Origin of the sequence: Roseomonas sp. BN140053, from assembly GCF_047690175.1 — a bacterium.
Classification (GTDB): domain Bacteria; phylum Pseudomonadota; class Alphaproteobacteria; order Acetobacterales; family Acetobacteraceae; genus Roseomonas.
This window is the reverse complement of record NZ_JBLLEB010000018.1, coordinates 58,351-75,237: the sequence shown is the minus strand read 5'-3', so window position 1 is coordinate 75,237 and position 16,887 is coordinate 58,351. Positions and strand designations below refer to the sequence as shown.

General features: G+C 73.9%; 14 protein-coding genes. 6 read left to right on the top strand and 8 right to left on the bottom strand.

Going from position 1 to position 16,887, the window contains the following annotated elements; all coding sequences use genetic code 11:
* Positions 1–89: 89 nt before the first annotated feature.
* Together ACLIBK_RS16385 and ACLIBK_RS16380 are read left to right on the top strand one after the other, a co-directional pair.
* Positions 90–1,007, top strand: a complete 918-nt coding sequence (locus ACLIBK_RS16385; protein WP_415388356.1) for a bifunctional riboflavin kinase/FAD synthetase — start codon at positions 90–92, stop codon at positions 1,005–1,007.
* A 148-nt stretch (positions 1,008–1,155) separates the two neighbouring features.
* Positions 1,156–1,446, top strand: coding sequence for a hypothetical protein (locus ACLIBK_RS16380; RefSeq protein WP_415388355.1), 291 nt, complete (start codon positions 1,156–1,158; stop codon positions 1,444–1,446).
* Positions 1,447–1,465: 19 nt separating this feature from the next.
* On the opposite strand, the gene ACLIBK_RS16375 is transcribed toward ACLIBK_RS16380, so the two are convergent.
* The 4 genes from ACLIBK_RS16375 to ACLIBK_RS16360 form a co-directional block, all read right to left on the bottom strand.
* The gene (locus ACLIBK_RS16375) at positions 1,466–1,789 is read right to left on the bottom strand and encodes a hypothetical protein (protein ID WP_415388354.1); all 324 of its coding nucleotides are present in this window, start codon (positions 1,787–1,789) and stop codon (positions 1,466–1,468) included.
* A 192-nt stretch (positions 1,790–1,981) separates the two neighbouring features.
* Entirely contained in the window at positions 1,982–2,335 is a 354-nt protein-coding gene (locus tag ACLIBK_RS16370) for a hypothetical protein (RefSeq protein ID WP_415388353.1), read from the bottom strand.
* A 115-nt stretch (positions 2,336–2,450) separates the two neighbouring features.
* Positions 2,451–3,242 carry a DUF3750 domain-containing protein gene (locus ACLIBK_RS16365; RefSeq protein ID WP_415388352.1) on the bottom strand — a complete coding sequence of 264 codons (792 nt, stop codon included), beginning with the start codon at positions 3,240–3,242 and terminating at the stop codon, positions 2,451–2,453.
* 88 nt (positions 3,243–3,330) lie between these two features.
* On the bottom strand, positions 3,331–3,963 hold the full coding sequence (locus ACLIBK_RS16360) for a NeuD/PglB/VioB family sugar acetyltransferase (protein ID WP_415388351.1): 633 nt from the start codon (positions 3,961–3,963) through the stop codon (positions 3,331–3,333).
* Positions 3,964–4,359: 396 nt separating this feature from the next.
* On the opposite strand from ACLIBK_RS16360, the gene ACLIBK_RS16355 reads away from it, so the two are divergent.
* The 3 genes from ACLIBK_RS16355 to ACLIBK_RS16345 all read left to right on the top strand — a co-directional run bounded on the left by ACLIBK_RS16355 (position 4,360) and on the right by ACLIBK_RS16345 (position 6,555).
* Positions 4,360–4,653 (top strand): hypothetical protein, encoded by a 294-nt coding sequence (locus tag ACLIBK_RS16355; RefSeq protein WP_415388350.1) that lies wholly within the window; start codon positions 4,360–4,362, stop codon positions 4,651–4,653.
* Positions 4,654–4,750: 97 nt separating this feature from the next.
* Entirely contained in the window at positions 4,751–5,626 is an 876-nt protein-coding gene (locus tag ACLIBK_RS16350) for a DMT family transporter (protein ID WP_415388349.1), read from the top strand.
* 221 nt (positions 5,627–5,847) lie between these two features.
* A complete protein-coding gene (locus ACLIBK_RS16345) occupies positions 5,848–6,555 on the top strand; it encodes a class I SAM-dependent methyltransferase (RefSeq protein WP_415388348.1) in 708 nt (235 codons plus the stop codon).
* 471 nt (positions 6,556–7,026) lie between these two features.
* Here the strand turns inward: ACLIBK_RS16345 and addA are convergent, their stop codons facing one another.
* Together addA and addB are read right to left on the bottom strand one after the other, a co-directional pair.
* Positions 7,027–10,473: a double-strand break repair helicase AddA gene (addA, locus tag ACLIBK_RS16340; protein ID WP_415388347.1), complete on the bottom strand. Its 3,447-nt coding sequence runs from the start codon at positions 10,471–10,473 to the stop codon at positions 7,027–7,029.
* Complete coding sequence (gene addB / locus ACLIBK_RS16335) at positions 10,470–13,523, bottom strand: double-strand break repair protein AddB (protein ID WP_415388346.1); 3,054 nt, start codon at positions 13,521–13,523, stop codon at positions 10,470–10,472. The genes addA and addB overlap by 4 nt, the downstream gene beginning before the upstream one ends.
* A 320-nt stretch (positions 13,524–13,843) precedes the next feature.
* On the opposite strand from addB, the gene ACLIBK_RS16330 reads away from it, so the two are divergent.
* Complete coding sequence (locus ACLIBK_RS16330) at positions 13,844–14,923, top strand: acyltransferase family protein (RefSeq protein WP_415388345.1); 1,080 nt, start codon at positions 13,844–13,846, stop codon at positions 14,921–14,923.
* A 100-nt stretch (positions 14,924–15,023) separates the two neighbouring features.
* Here ACLIBK_RS16330 and ACLIBK_RS16325 read toward each other — a convergent pair whose 3' ends face one another.
* Positions 15,024–15,749: a nucleotidyltransferase family protein gene (locus ACLIBK_RS16325; RefSeq protein WP_415388344.1), complete on the bottom strand. Its 726-nt coding sequence runs from the start codon at positions 15,747–15,749 to the stop codon at positions 15,024–15,026.
* A complete protein-coding gene (locus tag ACLIBK_RS16320; RefSeq protein ID WP_415388343.1) occupies positions 15,746–16,810 on the bottom strand; it encodes an aminoglycoside phosphotransferase family protein in 1,065 nt (354 codons plus the stop codon). The genes ACLIBK_RS16325 and ACLIBK_RS16320 overlap by 4 nt, the downstream gene beginning before the upstream one ends.
* Positions 16,811–16,887 lie beyond the last annotated feature (77 nt).

Below are 16,887 nucleotides of genomic sequence, written 5' to 3'. Positions count from 1 at the left end.
CAGGCTCGCAGCCGTCCGCGGCAGACCTGGGGCCGCCCGGGGCAGACCTGGGGCCGCCCGGGGCAGGCCTGCGGCCGCCCGGCGCGGGCGTGCTGGCGCAGGGCTGGCGCGAGGTGCCGGCAGCGCTGCGCGGCGCCACGGTGGCGCTGGGCAACCTGGACGGGGTGCATCGCGGTCACCACGCCGTGCTGGCCGCCGCCCGCGCGGCGCGCCCCGACCTGCCGCTGGCGGCGCTGACCTTCGAGCCGCATCCGCGGGAATACTTCCGCCCCGACGACCCGCCCTTCCGCCTGACGCTGCTGCCGAGCAAGCGGGCGCTGCTGGCGCAGGCCGGCTGCGACGCCGTGTTCGCCCTCCCCTTCGACGCGGAACTGGCGGCGATGACCGCGGAGCGCTTCGTGGAGGAGGTCCTGCATCGCGGCCTGGGCGCCCGGCACCTGGCCTGCGGCGCCGACTTCGCCTTCGGCCACCGCCGCGGCGGCGACACGGCCTTGCTGGCGCGGGAAGCCGCGCGGCGCGGCATCGGCGTCAGCGTGGTGCCGCTGGTGACGGATACCGAGGGCGTGCTGTCCTCCACCCGCATCCGCCGCGCCCTGCAGGATGGCTACCCCGAGCGCGCCGCGCGCGACCTCGGCCGGCCCTGGGAAATCCGCGGCGAGGTGGTGCATGGCGACAAGCTCGGCCGCGTGCTGGGCTGGCCCACCGCCAACCTGTGGCTGGGCCGCCACCTGGAACCGGCGCGCGGCGTCTACGCCGCCACGGTGGCCCTGCCCGACGGCGCAGTGGCCCGGGGCGTGGCCAATATCGGCCGCCGCCCGACCCTGGGGGGCGACCCGCAGACCCGGCTGGAGGTCCACCTGTTCGACTGGTCCGGCGACCTCTACGGCCAGGAGGTCGGCGTCCGGCTGGAACACTTCCAACGCCCGGATGCCACCTTTGCCGGGCTGGAGGAGCTCAAGGCCGCCATTGCCGCCGATGCCGAGCAGGCCCGGGCGCTGCTGGGCTGAGCGCAGGCCGGCAGCGGCGGGACGATCCGGAAGGCTTGACGGATGTCGTTCCGCCCGATTTGTTTCGTTTGTGAAAACACGCGTGGCGCGAGGCAGAAATACTTCTTCGGGTGCTGCGACTTCGCCGCGCTCTCCCGGTTTCTCGATCATGATCGACGGCGGAACCGCCCTGACGCGGGCGCAGCATCACCTTGCCGAACTGGAACGGCGGCTCCAGCGGCAGTTGATGATCCTGGAGGAGTTGCGGCAGGACGAGAATCCCTGCGAACCGTCCTGGTCGCGGGTGGTGCAGCGCACGCGCCAGGAAATCCTGGCCAGCAAGCGCAGCCTGCAGGCGATGGAGGAACAGCAGGCGCTGTCCCGCAAAACCCGCGGGGACAAGGGCCTGGACAGCCGCGCCACGGCACCGGACGGGGCGGGAACCGAAGCGCCGCGCTGACGGGGCTCGGCCACCGCCGCTACTGCATCCGATCGCTGGTGGGCGGCGCCGCCGGCCCCGCCGCGGGGGGCAGCGCCGCCGTGACGCCGTGGCTGCGCAGGAAGTCGAACAGCCCCACCGCCAGGGTCTGCGCCGCCGCCACCGGCATCACCACCGTGCCCACCACCACCCGCTGCCGCCGGCCGGGGGTCGCGTCATGCGCCACGCGGCCGACTTCCAGCGTCAGGTGGACGGTGCCGGCATGCAGCCAAAGGCCCGACACCCCCGTGGCGTAGAGCTTGGGGGCGTGCGGGTCGTCGATGAACTCGGCCGGCGGACGCGGCGGCCTCGGGGCATCGGTCATGCCGCGGTTTCCTCCCATGTCGTTGCTCGTCCTGGGACGAACGCAGCGCGGGCCCTCCTGGCACCGCGCTCCCCAGGATGTCAGCGCGGGGATGGCGGGGATCGCAACGGCCGGGCATGGCAGGCCCTGCCGCGGCCGGGGCCTCAGGCCGGCTGCGCGGCGGCTGGCCACCGGGCCCGGAGGGCGGCGGGTTCAGGCGTCGGGCACGTCCGGGATGGGGGCGACCGGCGACGGTGCGGCGGTCGGCGCGCCATCGGCGCCGTGCCGGATGCTATCGGCCAGCTCCGCCATCCGGCCCTGCAGCATGGCGCCGTAGCGGCGGTCGAGCGCTTCGCCGGGCTGGAACAGGGTTTCCGGGCCGCCGCTCAGCCGGGCCAGCACGGCGTCGCGCGCTTCGGGCGACACGCTCAGGGCGGAAACCAGCGCGGCGCGCAGGATCATCACGTCGTTGGTCAGCTCGGCCAAGTTCTGCATCGCGCGCCGCATGGCCTTCAGCGTATCGGCCTGCGCCTCGATGATGCGTTCCAGGTCCGCCGGGTCGCTCATGCTGGTTCTCCCCCGAACCGGCCGCACCGGAATCCGGGCCGGCCTGGCTCGTCGCGCGGCAATCAATCGCAAACGGCCGGCGGACGCCATCCTGGGCCGGGGCGCCAGCCCGGCGTCAGGCCGGGGTGGCGGAGCCGGCCGGTCCCGGGGCGGCGGGGCCGTCGGGCCCCGCGAAGCCGAGGCGGCCCAGCCCGGGCAGCTTGATCGCGGGACGGCGCAGGTCCAGCCCGGCCACGGCGCCGAGGATGTTGACCTCCACCCCCTCCACCCAGCCCAGGGTCAGGCCGGCATAGCCGCCCAGCGACAGCCGCAGCCCGGTGCCGGAAGGGGTCGGGCGCAGCCAACGGCCGTCATAGGGGTAGTCCTTGCCGATGGCGGTGGGCGGCAGGGCGGTGCGGATTTCCGGCACCGCGTCCATCACCGCCGCGACGAAGGTGTTGGAGTTGGGGCCGGGCCAGGCACGGTAGTCGCCCTGGTTGCGCCAAGCGTAGTTGTTGATGGCGGCCTGCATCTTGGGCACCAGGGGTGCCGCGTCCTCGCCGTCGGCGGCGAAGACGATCTGCGGCGCCTGGCCGAACCAGCGGCCATCCGGCTCGAAGCCGTTCAGGCGGATCGGGTCGCCCCAGGCGGTGTAGTCGTAGCGCGTGTAGGCGCGGGCGCCGGCCGGCTTGAACACGATCCAGCAATGGGTGGCGAAGACGCCGCGCCAGCGCACGGTGGGGGCGGCGAAGATCCGTACCACCGCCCGCGGCTCCAGGCCGGCCGGCGGCAGGACGCCCACCGAGGAACGGTCCGCCGTTTGCCAGCCCGCGCCGCGGCCGGAGATCCGGTACAGCACGGCCGAAACGGCCAGGGGCAGCAGGAAGAACAGCACGAACAGCAGGGCGAGGGTGCGGAGCAGGAACATCGCCCCCTAGATTTGCTGCGATGCGGCAGGGAACAAGGACCCGCGCCGCGCAGCAGCCCTGCCCGGGTGCGCGGCCCGGGCCTGGGGTTCAGGCGATGCCGGCCGGCCGCACCCGGGCGGGGACGCCGGCCGCTACCGCGCCGTCCGGCACCTCCGACACCACGGCGGCGCCGGCCGCCACCACGGCCCAGCGTCCCACCCGCACCAGCGGCCGCAGCACCGCGCCCAGGCCGACCAGCGCCGCCTCCCCCACCTGGGCGCCGCCCCCCAGCACCGCGGCGCAGGCGATGTGGGCGCCGCGTCCCACGGCCGCGTCGTGCTCCACGATGCAGCCGGTGTTGAGGATGACGCCTTCCCCCACCCGGGTGCGGGCGCCCAGCACCACGCGGGGCAGCACCACGCTGCCGGGGCCGAGCACCGCGGAAGGCGACAGCACCGCGGAGGGATGCGCCACGGCCGGCCGGCCGAAGCCCAGCGCCGCCGCCCGTTCCAGCCAGCGCAGCCGGGCGGCGTTGTCGCCGATCGCCACCACCACGGCCTCGATGCCCTCGGCGCGCAGGGTGTCCAGCCGGTCCTCCCCGCCCAGCACGGGGACGCCCAGCACGGGAGCCCGCGCGCTGTGGTCGAGGCAACCGGCGAGTTCCAGCAGTCCGGCGGCGCGGATGGTCTCGATCAGCGCGGCGGCGTGGCCGCCGGCGCCCACCAGCACGGTGCGGGTCACCGGGACGGCCGCGGGGGCTGCGGGACGGGAAGCGGGGCCGGCCGGGGTTTCCGGGGCCGCGGCAGGCCGGGAAACCGGGCCGGTCGCGGGGGACCGCAAGGCGGGGCCGGCAGCGGTCGCGAAAGGGCGGAAGGCAGGGCCAGCGGCGAAACGGTGCGGCGCAGGGCGGAACGCTCCCGGGGGTGGCGGGCCAGGGTTCCGGCGGAACCCGGAACCGTCAACCCGCGGCGCGGCCGGGCACCCGGCGGGACGCGCGGCCGGAGGATGGCGGCGGCCGGGCCAGGCAAGCGGTCCGGGCCGGGCGGGAACCGGCCGCGGGCCGCGGGTGGGGGCGGACGGCGCGAGAGGTCCGCGGGCGGGGAGAAACCTCGCGGGAAGGACGGCGTTGGCCCGACCGTGAACCCCATGCATCCTATCCGGCTGGCACTGGTGTGCTCGCTGCTCGGCATTCCCGCCACCGCGCGGGCCCAGGGCAGCGGCCCGGCCCAGGGCCGGCCCGAGCCGCATCCGCCGACCACGCAGGCGCAGCCGCCGGCGGTGAACCCGGCCGACCTGACCAGCGGCCTGCCGCGCGTCGACACCGGGGGCAATCGCACCAACACGGCGCCGGACACCACGGCCAACATCCCGCTGCCGCGGACGGAGAACACCGCCCCACCGGCCCCGGACGGCCCCGCGCCGCGCAACTGAGTTTCCGGGGGCGCCGGGCTGGGCCGGTGCGGCGTTTGCCGGGGGTCCCGAAGGCGGCGGCCTGACGGGACGGCCGGTCTGGGGCATGCTGGGCCGCATGCCCCCGCTTCTCGCCGGCGTGCTGTTCCAGCTCGGGGCACTCACGCTCTTCGTCGGCCTCGATGCCTGCACCAAGTGGCTCGCGCAGTATCACGCCGTGCCGCAGCTGATGTTCATGCGCTTCCTGATCCACTCGATCGTGGTGGCGCTGGCGCTGCGCGTGGCCACCGGGCGTATCCCCTGGCGCAGCCGCGCGCCGGGGCTGCAGGCGGTGCGCAGCCTGCTGCTGGCCTCGGGCAGCCTGCTGTTCACCACCGCGCTGATCTACGTCTCGCTGGCTGATGCCACCGCCGTGGGCTTCGCCTCGCCGCTCTTCGTGGTGGTGCTGGCGGCCCTGTGGCTGCGGGAAAAGGTCGGGCCGCGGCGCTGGATCGGGGTGGGGGTGGGCTTCGCGGGGGTGATGATCGCCCTGCGCCCGCCTTTCCTGACGGGGGCCGAGCCGCCGCACTGGGCGATGATCCTGCCGCTCGGGATGGCCGTGCTGTTCGGCACCTACCAGGTGCTGACGCGCAAGCTGGCCACGGTGGACGACCCGCTGACCACCGCCCTGCACACCGGTTTGGCGGCTGCGGCGGTGACTGCGCTCGCGCAACCTTTCGTGTGGACCGCGCCCTCCCCCGGGACCTGGGTGGTGCTGGTGATGGCGGGGGTGCTGGGGGGTGCGGGGCACGCGCTGCTGGTGCAGGCCTATGCCCGGGCGCCGGCCAGCCTGCTGGCGCCGATCTCCTACGGGCAGCTGATCGGGGCGGTGTTCGCCTCGGCGGTGGTGTTCGGGGACCAGCCGGACCGCTGGACCCTACTGGGGGCGGCGGTGATCGTGGCGGGCGGGCTGATCGTCGCCGTGCCGTCGCGGCGGCGGGCGGAACCGGGCTGAGCGGACCGCGCCGCACCGCCGGCCACGGCGCCCGGAGGGGCCGCAACCGGCGCGTTCCGGGGGTCCCGCGCGGGTCGCGGCGCCGCGTGCCGGAAACCCACACCGGCCGGCCGAGGCGCGCTCGCCCTCCCCCGGCCGGGTGCGCGCCGCTTGCGCCCCGCCCTCCGGTGGTCTAGCGCAGGGCGTTCGAAGCGGGTGTTGGGGCCAGGATGTCGTCGGCGTTGGAACGGGATCGGGGCGCGAACAACGCCGGGGGTCATGTCCTGGGGGACCATCGGCGCGCGGCGCTGGATGCCTCGGCGGTGCGGGATGCGTATCGGCGCTGGGCCGGGGTCTACGACACCGTGTTCGGCGGCGTGTCCGCCTTCGGCCGCAAGCGGGCGGTGGCGGCGGTGAACCGGCTGCCCGGGACCCGGGTGCTGGAGGTGGGCGTGGGCACCGGCCTCGCCCTGCCGCTGTACCGGCGGGACCTGCGCGTCACCGGCATCGACCTGTCGCGCGAGATGCTGGCCAAGGCGGCCGAGCGCGTGCGCGGCGAATCCCTGGCGCATGTGGACGGGCTGCTGGAGATGGACGCCGAGTCCATGGCCTTTCGCGACGACTCCTTCGACCTGGCGGTGGCGATGTTCACCGCATCCGTGGTGCCGGACGCCAAGCGCCTGTTCGCCGAGATGAGCCGCGTGGTGCGCCCGGGCGGCCGCCTGCTGTTCGTGAACCACTTCGCCGCCGAGGCCGGGCCGCGCTGGTGGGTGGAGCGCGCCATGGCGCCGCTGAGCCGCGTGCTGGGCTGGCACCCCGACTTCGCCCTGGACGCCCTGCTGGACCGCGGCACGGTCGAGGTCGAGGCCATCCAGCCCTGCCCGCCCGCCGGGCTGTTCACCCTGGTGCAGATTCGCAACGGCGCGGCCGCGGCGGCGCTGGCGGCCTGACGCGCGGCGACGACCCGCGCCCCGGTTTTCGGGGTGGCGGTTCGCCTTACTTCCTTACCATCTTACTTCCTTACCGCAGGCTGCCCCGATCGGCCCGTTTCTGGAAAATAATCCTACAATTCCAGGGGGCTGCCGGTCAAGTCCGAACGCGCATGTGTCCGATTCCGCGCTTTCTGCCACTTTGGGCGATTCCTGCCACTTTCGGTGTTTTCTGCCCTGTTTCGGGTGGGTGAGCCGCCCTGTCGGCCGGGACGCCGCGCATTGTCCCGAAGCAGTGCCGGGCTGTGGTCGGGGGGTGCGGTAGCTGGCACATGGCCAGTGAAGCTCCGAAAGCCGGGGGGAAGTATCCCCCCGGACCCCCTTCTATTTTCGGGAGTTTTCGGGTGTTCCGGTGGGGCCGGGCGCGCCCCAGACTCCCGAAAAAAGGAGGGGGGTCCGGGGGAGTTCACTCCCCCGGCCTTCCTTTTCCCCTCACCCGCCTCGCAGCGGATGCGCGTCCAGCAGCGCGGGCGGCAGTTCCATCACCCGGCCGGACCAGGTCCAGACCAGGGCGCAGCAAACTTCGCGCCCCGGCCAGGCGGCGTGCAGCACGCGGCGATACGCGGCCATCTGGCGCAGGTAGACGGGGGGCACGTCCTCCACCCGGTCGGGCGGCGGTCGGTTGGTCTTGTAGTCCACCACCGTCACGCGGTTCGGACCGACCCAGAGACGGTCCACCTGCCCGGCCACGGTGACGCCGTCCAGCTTCGCGGCCAGCGGTGCCTCGGCCAGGCTGCCGGGGCGGAAGGCGTCGGCCAGGGCGGGGTGGCGCAGGACGCCCAGCACCTCGGCCAGGGTAGCTTCCTGCTCGGCGGCGGTCAGGTTGTGGCCGGGGCGGGCGAGGTGGCGGCGGCCCACCGCGTCCCAGTTCTCCTCGGGGTGGTCGGGCAGGTATTGCAGCAGGGCGTGGATCAGCAGCCCGCGGCGGAAGCGGCGGCCGGAGGGGTCGGCCTGCCCGTGCGGTGCGGCGGCGGAGGGCAGCGCTTCCTCGCCCGCGAGGCGGGAGGGCGCCACCGGGTCCTCCGATACCTCGGGGGGCGCCGGGCGGGTGGCCCAGTCCGGCAGGTCAGCGGTTTCGCCGCGCGCGGCGGCTGGCGGGTCGCGCCGGGGCTCGGCGGTCTGGGCGGAGCGCAGGCGCAGGAGGGAGCCCAGAAAGCTGACGCCCTCGCCGGCACCGAAGCTGGTGGGGTCGAACTCCTCCTCCACCGCCTCGGGGCAGCGGGCGATGCCCTGGCGCACCAGCGCGTGCCAGGTGGTGTCCTTGGCGGCGCGGGCCTTGGGCTCCAGGCCGCAAACCAGCAGCCGGTCCTCGGCGCGGGTGAGCGCGACGTAGAGGAGGCGGTTCTCCTCCTCCGCCTCGGCCTCGGCGCGGCGGCGCTCGGCTTCCTTCCAGGCGGGGGCGTGGAATTCCTTGCGCGGGGCCCAGAGAGGGACGGCGGGGCGGTTGGGCTGCGCCGCCGCGGGGGCGGCTTCCCACAGCAGGGCGGAGCGCATGCCGCCCTTGCCGACGTCGGGCAGGATCACGACGGGGGCCTGCAGCCCCTTGGCGCCGTGCGCGGTCATGATGCGCACGGCGTCGCCGGCGTTCTCCGCTTCGCGCTTCACCTCGGCGCCGCCGCGGCGCAGCCAGTGCAGGAAGCCCTGCAGGGAGGGCGGGTGGCGGTTCTCGTGGCGCAGCGCGGCGGAGAGCAGCTCGTCGATGGCGTCGGTGGCCTCGGCGCCCAGGCGGGCCAGCAGCCGGGCGCGGCCGCCGCCCTCGCCGAGAACTTCGCTGAGCAGGGCGTGCGGGGTGACGATGTCGGCGCGGTCGGCGAGCGACGCCACCCAGTCGGCGGCGCGGCCGAAGGCGGAGTCGCCGCCGCGGTGCTTGATCAGCGCGTGCCACAGCGCGCCCTCGCGCTCGTGGCAGAGGGCGAAGAGTTGCTCCTCGTCCAGCCCGACCAGCGGCGACTTCAGCAGCGCCGCGAGTTGCAGGTCGTCCTCGGGCAGCAGCAGCACGTCGCAGAGCGCGAGCACGTCCTGCACCACGATCTGTTCCACCAGCGCGATGCGGTCCACGCCGCCCACCGGCACGCGGCGGCGCTTGAGGTGGCGCACCAGCAGCTCGCTCAGGCGCGTGCGGCGGCGCACCAGCACCAGCACGTCGCCCGGGCGGATCGCGCGGTCGCCGCGCGCCGGCAGGGTTTCGTGCTTGATCATGTGGGCGATGCGGGCGGCCAGGGCTTCCGCCAGCTGCGCGTCGGCGTCCTGGGCGGGCACCGGCTGTTCCGGCACCACCCAGGCTTCCGGGTCCGGCGTGGTGCCGCGGGCCAGCAGCGGCCAGACTTCCACCATGCCGGCTTGGCCGCCGCGATCAGCGAGGTGCCTAAGCGCTTCCGCGTCGGGGCGCACCACGCCCGCCTTGGCCGGTCCCTCGGCGAACACCGCGTCCACCAGCTGCAGAACGGGGGCGCAGGAGCGGAAGGACACGTCCAGCGCCACGGGGCGGAACTCGGCGCCGCCGCGTTCGACCTGGGCGCGGAACTTGTTCTCCCACTTGGCGAAGCCGCGGGCATCGGCGCCCTGGAAGCCGTAGATCGACTGCTTCTCGTCGCCCACCACGAAGAGCGAGCGCTGCCCGGCCTCGCGCGTGCCGGAGCCGGCGAAGAATTCTTCCGCCAGGGCTTCGGCGATGCCCCACTGCGCCGGGTTGGTGTCCTGCGCCTCGTCCAGCAGGATGTGGTCGAGGCCGCCGTCGAGCTTGAACAGCACCCAGGCGGAGCCGGGGTCCTTCAGCAGCGCCTGGGCGCGGTGGATCAGGTCGTCGAAGTCCAGCGCGCCCTGGCGGCGCTTGCGCGCGGCGTAGTCGGCCAGCACCGGCTTGGTGGCGGTGAGCAGCGCGTGCGTGGCGCCGAGCAGGCGGTGCGCGTTCTCGCGCTCGCGCAGCTTGGCCAGCCGCGCGGACTCCGCGGCGAGGGCGTCCACGGCTTCCAGCGCCTTGCGCAGCTCGCCCTTCTCGGTGTGCAGGCAGCCCCACCATTCTTCCGCGCGCGCGAGGCGTTCGGCGGCGTCGCGGCCGAGGAAGTCCAGCATGCGCGTGCCGAGGTCGCGCTGGGTCTTGTTCTTGTGTTCCAGCAGCGACCGCGCCGCGTCCAGCACGGCGTCGCCGGGCTGGCACAGCAGCGCGGGCAGGTCCTCCGCGCGCTCGCCGTCGGGCAGACCCAGCGCGTCGCGCAGCGCGTCGGCCATGGCGATCGTGCCGCCGGGGGCTTCCAGCAGTGGGTTCAGCCGTTCGCGCTGCTTGGCCATCTCGCGCAGGGCGCCGGCGATGCTGTCGGCGGATACGAGGCGCGCCAGGGTGGCGAGGCTTTCCGGCGGCACGCGGCCGCCCGACAGCGCGGCTTCGCGCGCTTCGCTGAGCAGGGACAGGGAATCCGCTTCTTCCAGCAGGGCGAACTGCGGCGGCAGGCCGGCTTCCAGCGGGAAGCTTCGCAGCAGCGACTGGCAGAAGGCGTGGATGGTGGCGATGCGCATGCCGCCGGGCTGTTCCAGCACGCGGCAGAACAGTTTCCGCGCGTCGGCCACTTCGCGGGTGGTGGGCGGGTTGCCGGTCAGCGCCTCGATGCGCTCGCGCAGGATGCGCTCCTCCGCCACCGCCCATTCGCCGAGGCGTCGTGCCAGGCGCGTCGCCATCTCGGCCGACGCGGCCTTGGTGAAGGTCAGGCAGAGGATGCGGCCTGGCTCGGCGCCCTCGCGCAGCAGCAGGCGGAGGACGCGGTCGGTGAGGACCTTGGTCTTGCCCGACCCGGCCGAGGCGCCCACCCAGGCCGACAGGCCGGGGTCGGAGGCGAGGCGCTGGGCGTACTCGGCGCGCTGCCGCGCGCTGGTGGGGACGTTCAACCGTCCACCCCTTCCTCGGCGCCGCCCCATTCGCGCAGCCGCGACAGGTGGTCGTAGTCGGAGCCGCGCGGGGCGCGGCCGGGATGCGGGCGGGCCAGGAAGGGGCGCGAGGACAGCAGGAAGCTCTCGGCCAGGGCGTCCACGCTGCGCAGCGCGTCGTCGGCCACCCAGCCGATATCGGCGTCCTTGTCGGGACGGAAGGCGTGCACCTTGCCGGACTCGTAGCCGCCGGCGAGGCGCCAGTGTTCCAGCGCCGACACCTCGTCCGCGGTGATGCCGGGAAAGCCGCCGCGGCGGGCGATGGCGGCTTCCAGCGGCATTTGCGGCGCCGAGCCGTTCTGCATCGCCTTGTTGGAGGGCGGCTCGCCGGTCTTGAAGTCCAGGATCGCCAGGCTGCCGTCGCGCAACACGTCCACCCGGTCCGCCCGTCCTTCCAGCCTGACGCCGCAGCGTAGTTCCACCGCGCCGGAGAGTTCGGGGTGGCGGGCCGCGACGTGGGTGCGCCCGCGTTCGGTTTCCAGCAGGAACTCGCCGATGCGGGCGAGGCGCGGGCGCCAGAAGGCCACCAGCCCCGGGCGCGGGGCGTGGCGGCGCAGCGCGTCCTCGGCCGCGGCGGCGAACCATTCGGCGGCCTTGGCGGAGCTGAAGCCGCCCGGTTCGGCCGCGGCGCGGCGGGTCCAGGCCGCCACGGCGTCGTGCACGATGGAGCCGTAATCGGCGCCGCTGGCTTCGGCGTCGAGTTCCTCCAGCGCGCGCAGGTTCAGCATGCGCTTGCCGTACCAGGCGTAGGGGTCGGCCTTGAGGTCCCAAACGTCGGTGACGGTCAGGCGCCGTGGCCGCAGGTGCACGGGCGGCGCCGGGCGCGGGCGGTCGCAGGGCACCACGCGCGCCGGGGCATCCAGCGCCGCCGCCCAGCCGATGGCGGGGGAAGCGGCCACCGTCATGCCCTCGGCCTGGCCGGACAGGAAGGTTTCGATGCGCGTCAGCCAGCGCGCCGCCACGGTGGGGCTGCCGCCGCGCTTGCGGGCGCGGCTGAGGATGGCCTGCGGGGCGCTGAGCGCGCTGAGCACGAAGTCGGCGGCGACGCGGCCGATGCGGGCTTCCGGCTCGGGCAGGCCGAACTGGCGGCGCATCGGGCGGCTCATCCAGGCGCCGGGATCGGTGGCGATCGGCCAGACGCTTTCCTCCAGCGCGCCCAGCACCACGCGGTCAAAGGATTGCAGCCGCGCTTCCAGTAGACCCAGCACCTGCACCCGCGGGTGCGAGCCGCCGACCCGGCCGCGCATGTTGCGCACGCCCGGCGCCAGCGGGCCTTCCAGCAGCGCGTCGAACAGCGCCGGCCAGGCGGCGGCGGACACGGGCGTCAGGCAGTCCATCGCCGGGCCGAGCGAGGCGAGGTGGACGGCCAAGGGTTCGCCTTCCTCGCCGGAATACAGGCGCAAGCCGCCATTCTCCGCGTCGGTGCCGGCCAGCGCTTCGGCGGCGGCGAGGTGGTCGGCCAGCATGTCGGCGGGCGGGCGGGGCTGGTCGGGCAGCGCGTCGAAGCGGCCCAGCGCGCCTTGCAGGGCTTCCAGCAGCGTGGCGGCGCGGCGGCGGCGCTCCAGCCGGGTGGTGCGGCGGTGTTCCGGCTCGGCCTCGGGCTGGTCGATCGGCTCGGCAAAGGCGGCGGCCGCGGCGGCGCGGAGGCCGGGCAGGCCGCCGGCCGGGCGCGGGCCGCGCAGGACATATTTTTCCAGCTCGCGCACGGCGCGCATCCAGTCAGCGCGGTTGCGGCCGGCGGCGCAGAGCGGGTGCTTCAGGCAGGCCAGGGTCGGCACGGGGGCGAAGTCTTCCGCCACCATGCGGGCGAGCAGGCGCAGGAAGGAGCCGGCCGGGGTCTGGCCCAGCGGCTGGCCGGCGGAGTCGTCGGCCAGCACGCCGTGCCGGGCTAGTTCCACGCAGACCCGGCGGGCGAGGTCGCGGTCGGGCGTCACCAGCGCGGCCCGCGCCCCGGGGGTTTCCAGGGCTTCGCGCAGCAGCAGGGCCACGGCGGCGGCCTCGGCCGTCTCGTCCGGGGCGTTGAGGACGGACAGCCCTTCCAGCGCCGGGGCCCAGCGGGCGGGTTCCTTGTCCTGCCAGCAGTCGATGCCCTCGGCCGGGCGCAGGGCACGGGCCAGCAGGGCGCCGCGTGCCTCGCCCGCGGGGTCGGCGGGCCGGTCGCAGGGCCAGGGCTGCAGGTCGGCGGCGGTGGCGCGCATCAGCTGCAGCAGGCGGATCTGCCCGCCCATCGGGTGGGTGTGGCTGCCGTGCAGGGCTTCCCACAGGTCGTTGGGCAGCGCCTCACCGGCGCCGTGCAGCACCACGGCGCCGTTGCGGCAGCCGGCCAGCACGCGCAGCAGCTCGGCCGCGGCGGGAATGGTGCCGCCGACGCCGATGCCGGCCGCGACCACGAGATCGGCCGGCGGGGTCTTCGCCCAGGCTTCGGTCTGGGCGCGGATCGCGGCGATGCGGCGCGGGCCGATATCCATCAGCCCCTGCTCGTCCAGCCAGCCGTTCCAGGCTTCCACCACGCCGGCCAGGAAGCGGTGCGTGACTTCCCAGTGCTGGGCGAGGCCTTCCGGCACCAGGCCGGGCAGATCGGTGGGGTCGCAGCCCTCCAGCGCCATCTCGTCCAGCAGGGTCGCCAGTTCCACCGCCAGGCGCCAGGCCTGGTCGGGATGCGACGGGCCGCCGAAATGCGGCGGCAGGCGCAGCACCATGGCCGTCAGCACCGCGAGCCGCCGGGCCGGGTCCACCGCGGGCGGCAGGTCCATCAGCGCCGGCAGCGACAGCTCCTCCGCATCCTCCACGGACAGGCCAGCGAGCGGGCGGAGGCGCGGCAGCAGCAGCGCCCCCTGCCCCGAGGCGCGCAGGAAGCTTTCGCGCAGCGAGCGCGCGGCGCGTCGCGTGGGCAGCAGGATGGTGGTGCGCGCCAGCGCGGCCGGGTCTTCCAGCGTCGCGGCACGGCGCACGACGCCCTGGGCCAGCGCGTCCAGGAACGGCAGGTGCGCGGGAATCTCGAAGAGGTTCATGGCGGGTTGCGCTTGTATGACACGGCTCGCGCGGCGAAGCACGGGGTCTTGGGTGATCAGGCCTGGGCCGAAGGGCGCTGCCCTCCGGATACCCCGCGAGGGGCTGGGAGCTCCGGGGAGATCGCCTGACCTGACGGAGGCCGATGACGGTGCCGGCGAGGTTGGTAGAAACGGGCGGGGGCCTGCGCGGGACCCGTTTCGCAAACTCTCAGGAGCGACGCCCGCCCATCAGCATGGCTGACGGAGGCCGGCCTGCCGGCCTTGAGGATTAGCCGCAGGCACCATTATGGTTGCCGCTCGCCGCCTACGGATGAGTGGTAATGCATCGCGATAACGGGTTCACCGTCCTCCGTCTGGCCGCGGCTTTCCTGGTCTTGCTCACCCATAGCTACGTATTGCTGGGGAGCCCGGCAGAACCGTTCGTGAAGTTGACAGGCCTGATCCCCTTCAGTGGCTTGGGCGTCGATGCGTTTTTCGGCCTGAGCGGATTCCTGATCGCCGTTTCGCTCCTGCGGCAGCCAACGGCCATGGTGTTTCTGCGCAACCGTGCCTTGCGCATTCTTCCGGCGCTGGCGGTGGTGGTCGCCCTGACCGTTTTTGCCCTCGGACCAGCGGTGACGACCTCGCAGGAATACTGGAAAGCGTCCGGCACTTACAGCTATCTGCTGAATGCAACTATGTATTCGTGGTGGCCTTATCTCCCAGGCGCATTCACGGACAATCCAGTGTCAGTCGTGAATGGTTCGTTGTGGACATTGGCGCATGAAGCATCCTGCTACGTGTTATTGCTTCTGATTGCATGGTGCGGGGCACTCAACTGGCGCGGGATATTGGTCCTTCTGGCCATTTCGCTAACGGTGTATTTCAACGACGCATTTCCAAGGTATCAGTACCTGCTCGGCGTGGAGCTGTACAATTTCAACCGTTTCGGCTGTTTGTTCCTGAGCGGTTCGCTGCTGGCCTGCCTTCACCGACGGTTTGCACTTCCGTGGGCGAAAGTGGTCGCCTTTGCCGCCCTGTGCGTCATCGGCGCGTTCTTCGTGGGACAGTGGGAGCGGTCCGCCTTTTCCTTGATTTACCTAGTGTCCTGGCCGGCCTTCGTCGTGGCACTCGCCTTTTCAATGACGCGAATGGCGTGGCTGAACGAGTACGATTTCTCCTACGGGCTCTACCTCTATTCTTTTCCGGTTCAGCAGCTCATCGTGCATGTCCTGGGCAAGGAGATATCCGTCCTGACATTGACGGCACTGGCCACGGCAGTCGCTCTCTGCCTCGCGATGGTGTCCTGGTTTGTTATCGAGAAGCCCGCCCTGATGTTGAAGGGACGGGCCAAGCCCTCCAGCGCCATTCCCGGCCGCTCGCCGCTACGCGACGAGAGCCTGGAGCAAGGCGCCTCCTAGGCTCCCTTGTTCAGGTCGATGCGTCCGGTGTGCCTGCCCGAATTCCCTGGATATTTCTGAAAGGAGAAGGGCGTTTTTTGTGCGCCCTTTCCCGTCGTGTTCAGAACAGCCGCGCCAGCCCTTCTTCCAACCGACGCTCGGTGTGCTGCAGGTCGCCGGGCACGGACAGGTGGAACCAGGCGCCGTCATGCACCAGGCCGAAGAGCCGCTCCGCCTCGATCGCGCGGTCGTATTCGCGGTTGAGGGAATGTGGGCCGGCGGGGGCGCCCTGGAACAAACGGGGGTGCAGGATCTGCACGCCGGTGAAGGTGTAGGGCGCGACCTCGCGCTCGCGCGGGCGGCGCATCCGGCCCAGCGGGTCGAGCAGGAAGTCGCCGCGGCCGACCTCACCCTCCACCGTGGCGGTGCGGGCCAGCAGCAGCAGCCCGTCCATGGCCTCGGCGTCGAAGGCGGCGGCGAGGCGGCGCAGCGCCGGGGTCGGGCCGTTCAGCCAGAAGGCATCGCCGTTGACCACGGCGAAGGGGGCGTCGCCCAGCAGCGGCAGGGCGTGCAGCACGCCGCCGCCGGTTTCCAGCAGCGCGTCCTCCAGGCTGGGCTCGCAGCGCGGGTGTTCCCGGGCGGCGCAGGCGGCCACCACCTGCGACGCCAGGTGGTGCGCGTTGACCACGGCGCGCGACACCCCGGCCTCGGACAGCCGGTCCAGCGCGTGGTCCAGCAGCGTGCGGCCGCTCAGGCGCAGCAGCGGCTTGGGGGTGGTCTCGGTCAGGGGCCGCATGCGGGTGCCCAGGCCGGCGGCCAGCACCATGGCGGTGTGCAGCGCGATCAAGCGGCGAGCCCCTCCGCGGGCGGATTGCCCCGCACGGCGGCGGGGATGTGCTGGTCGAGAAAGGCGGCCAGCGGCGCCGCGGCCGGATGTTGCAAGGCGCGTTCCAGCAGCGCCCAGCAGCGCGGCCCGTGCGCGAGGTAGCGCGGCTTGCCGTCGCGCCGGTGCAGCCGCACCCAGAGCGCCGCCACCCGCAGGTGACGCACGGCGCCGAGCGCGGCCATGGCGGCGTCCAGTCCCGGATCAGCCGCGGGCTGCTCGGCCGACACGCCGGCGGCATGCCCATCCGATGTCCTGGCGGGCTGCCGGCCCGACGCAGCGGCGCCCCCCGCGGCACGATAGGCGGCCAGGGCGGCAGCGCGGGCGGCGGGCGACACGTCGCGCCGGGCATCCTCCACTAGGCTGACGAGGTCGTAGGCGGGATGGCCGAGCGCCGCATCCTGGAAGTCCAGGATGCCCACGCCGCGGGCACCGGGGCGATCCGGCAGGGGCGTCAGGTTGGCGGGGAAGAAGTCACGGTGCACCAGGCCGGGCGAGGCCTCCAGGGGTGCCACCGTGTCGCGCACCGCGGCCTCGAACGCTGCCCGGACGCGGGCGTCGGGGGTGGTGCCCAGGGCGGCGGGCCACCACCAGTCCAGAAAGGTGCCGGCTGCGGCGCGGGCCATGGCGGCGCCGTTCCAGTGTGGCAGGCCGGGCGGCGGGGGAACGGCGTGCAGGGCGGCCAGGGCCTGCCCCGCCGCGGCGTAGAGCGGCACCGGGTCGGCGCCGGTATCCAGCAGCCCGGCATGGGTCTGCTCGCCCAGGTCCTCCACCAACAGCAGCCCGGCGGCCATGTCGCGCGCCAGCACCGCCGGCACGGACAGCCCGCCGGCGGCGAGGTGCGGGGCGATGAACAGGAAGGGGTGCAGGTCCACCTCCGGCTCGGCGGAACAGTCCATCAGCAGCGCCGGCACCGGGCCGCCGCGCAGCCGGGTGTAGCGGCGATGCCCGGCATCGCCCGGCAGCGGGTCGCGCGCCGCGGCGGCGAAGCCGTGGGCGGCCAGGAAGGCGTCGGCGCCGGTCATGGCGCCTGCGCTCCGGCGGCCAGGGTGATGTCGGTGCCGGTCATGCTGCCTGTGGCCTGGTGGCAAGGTTGGCGTCG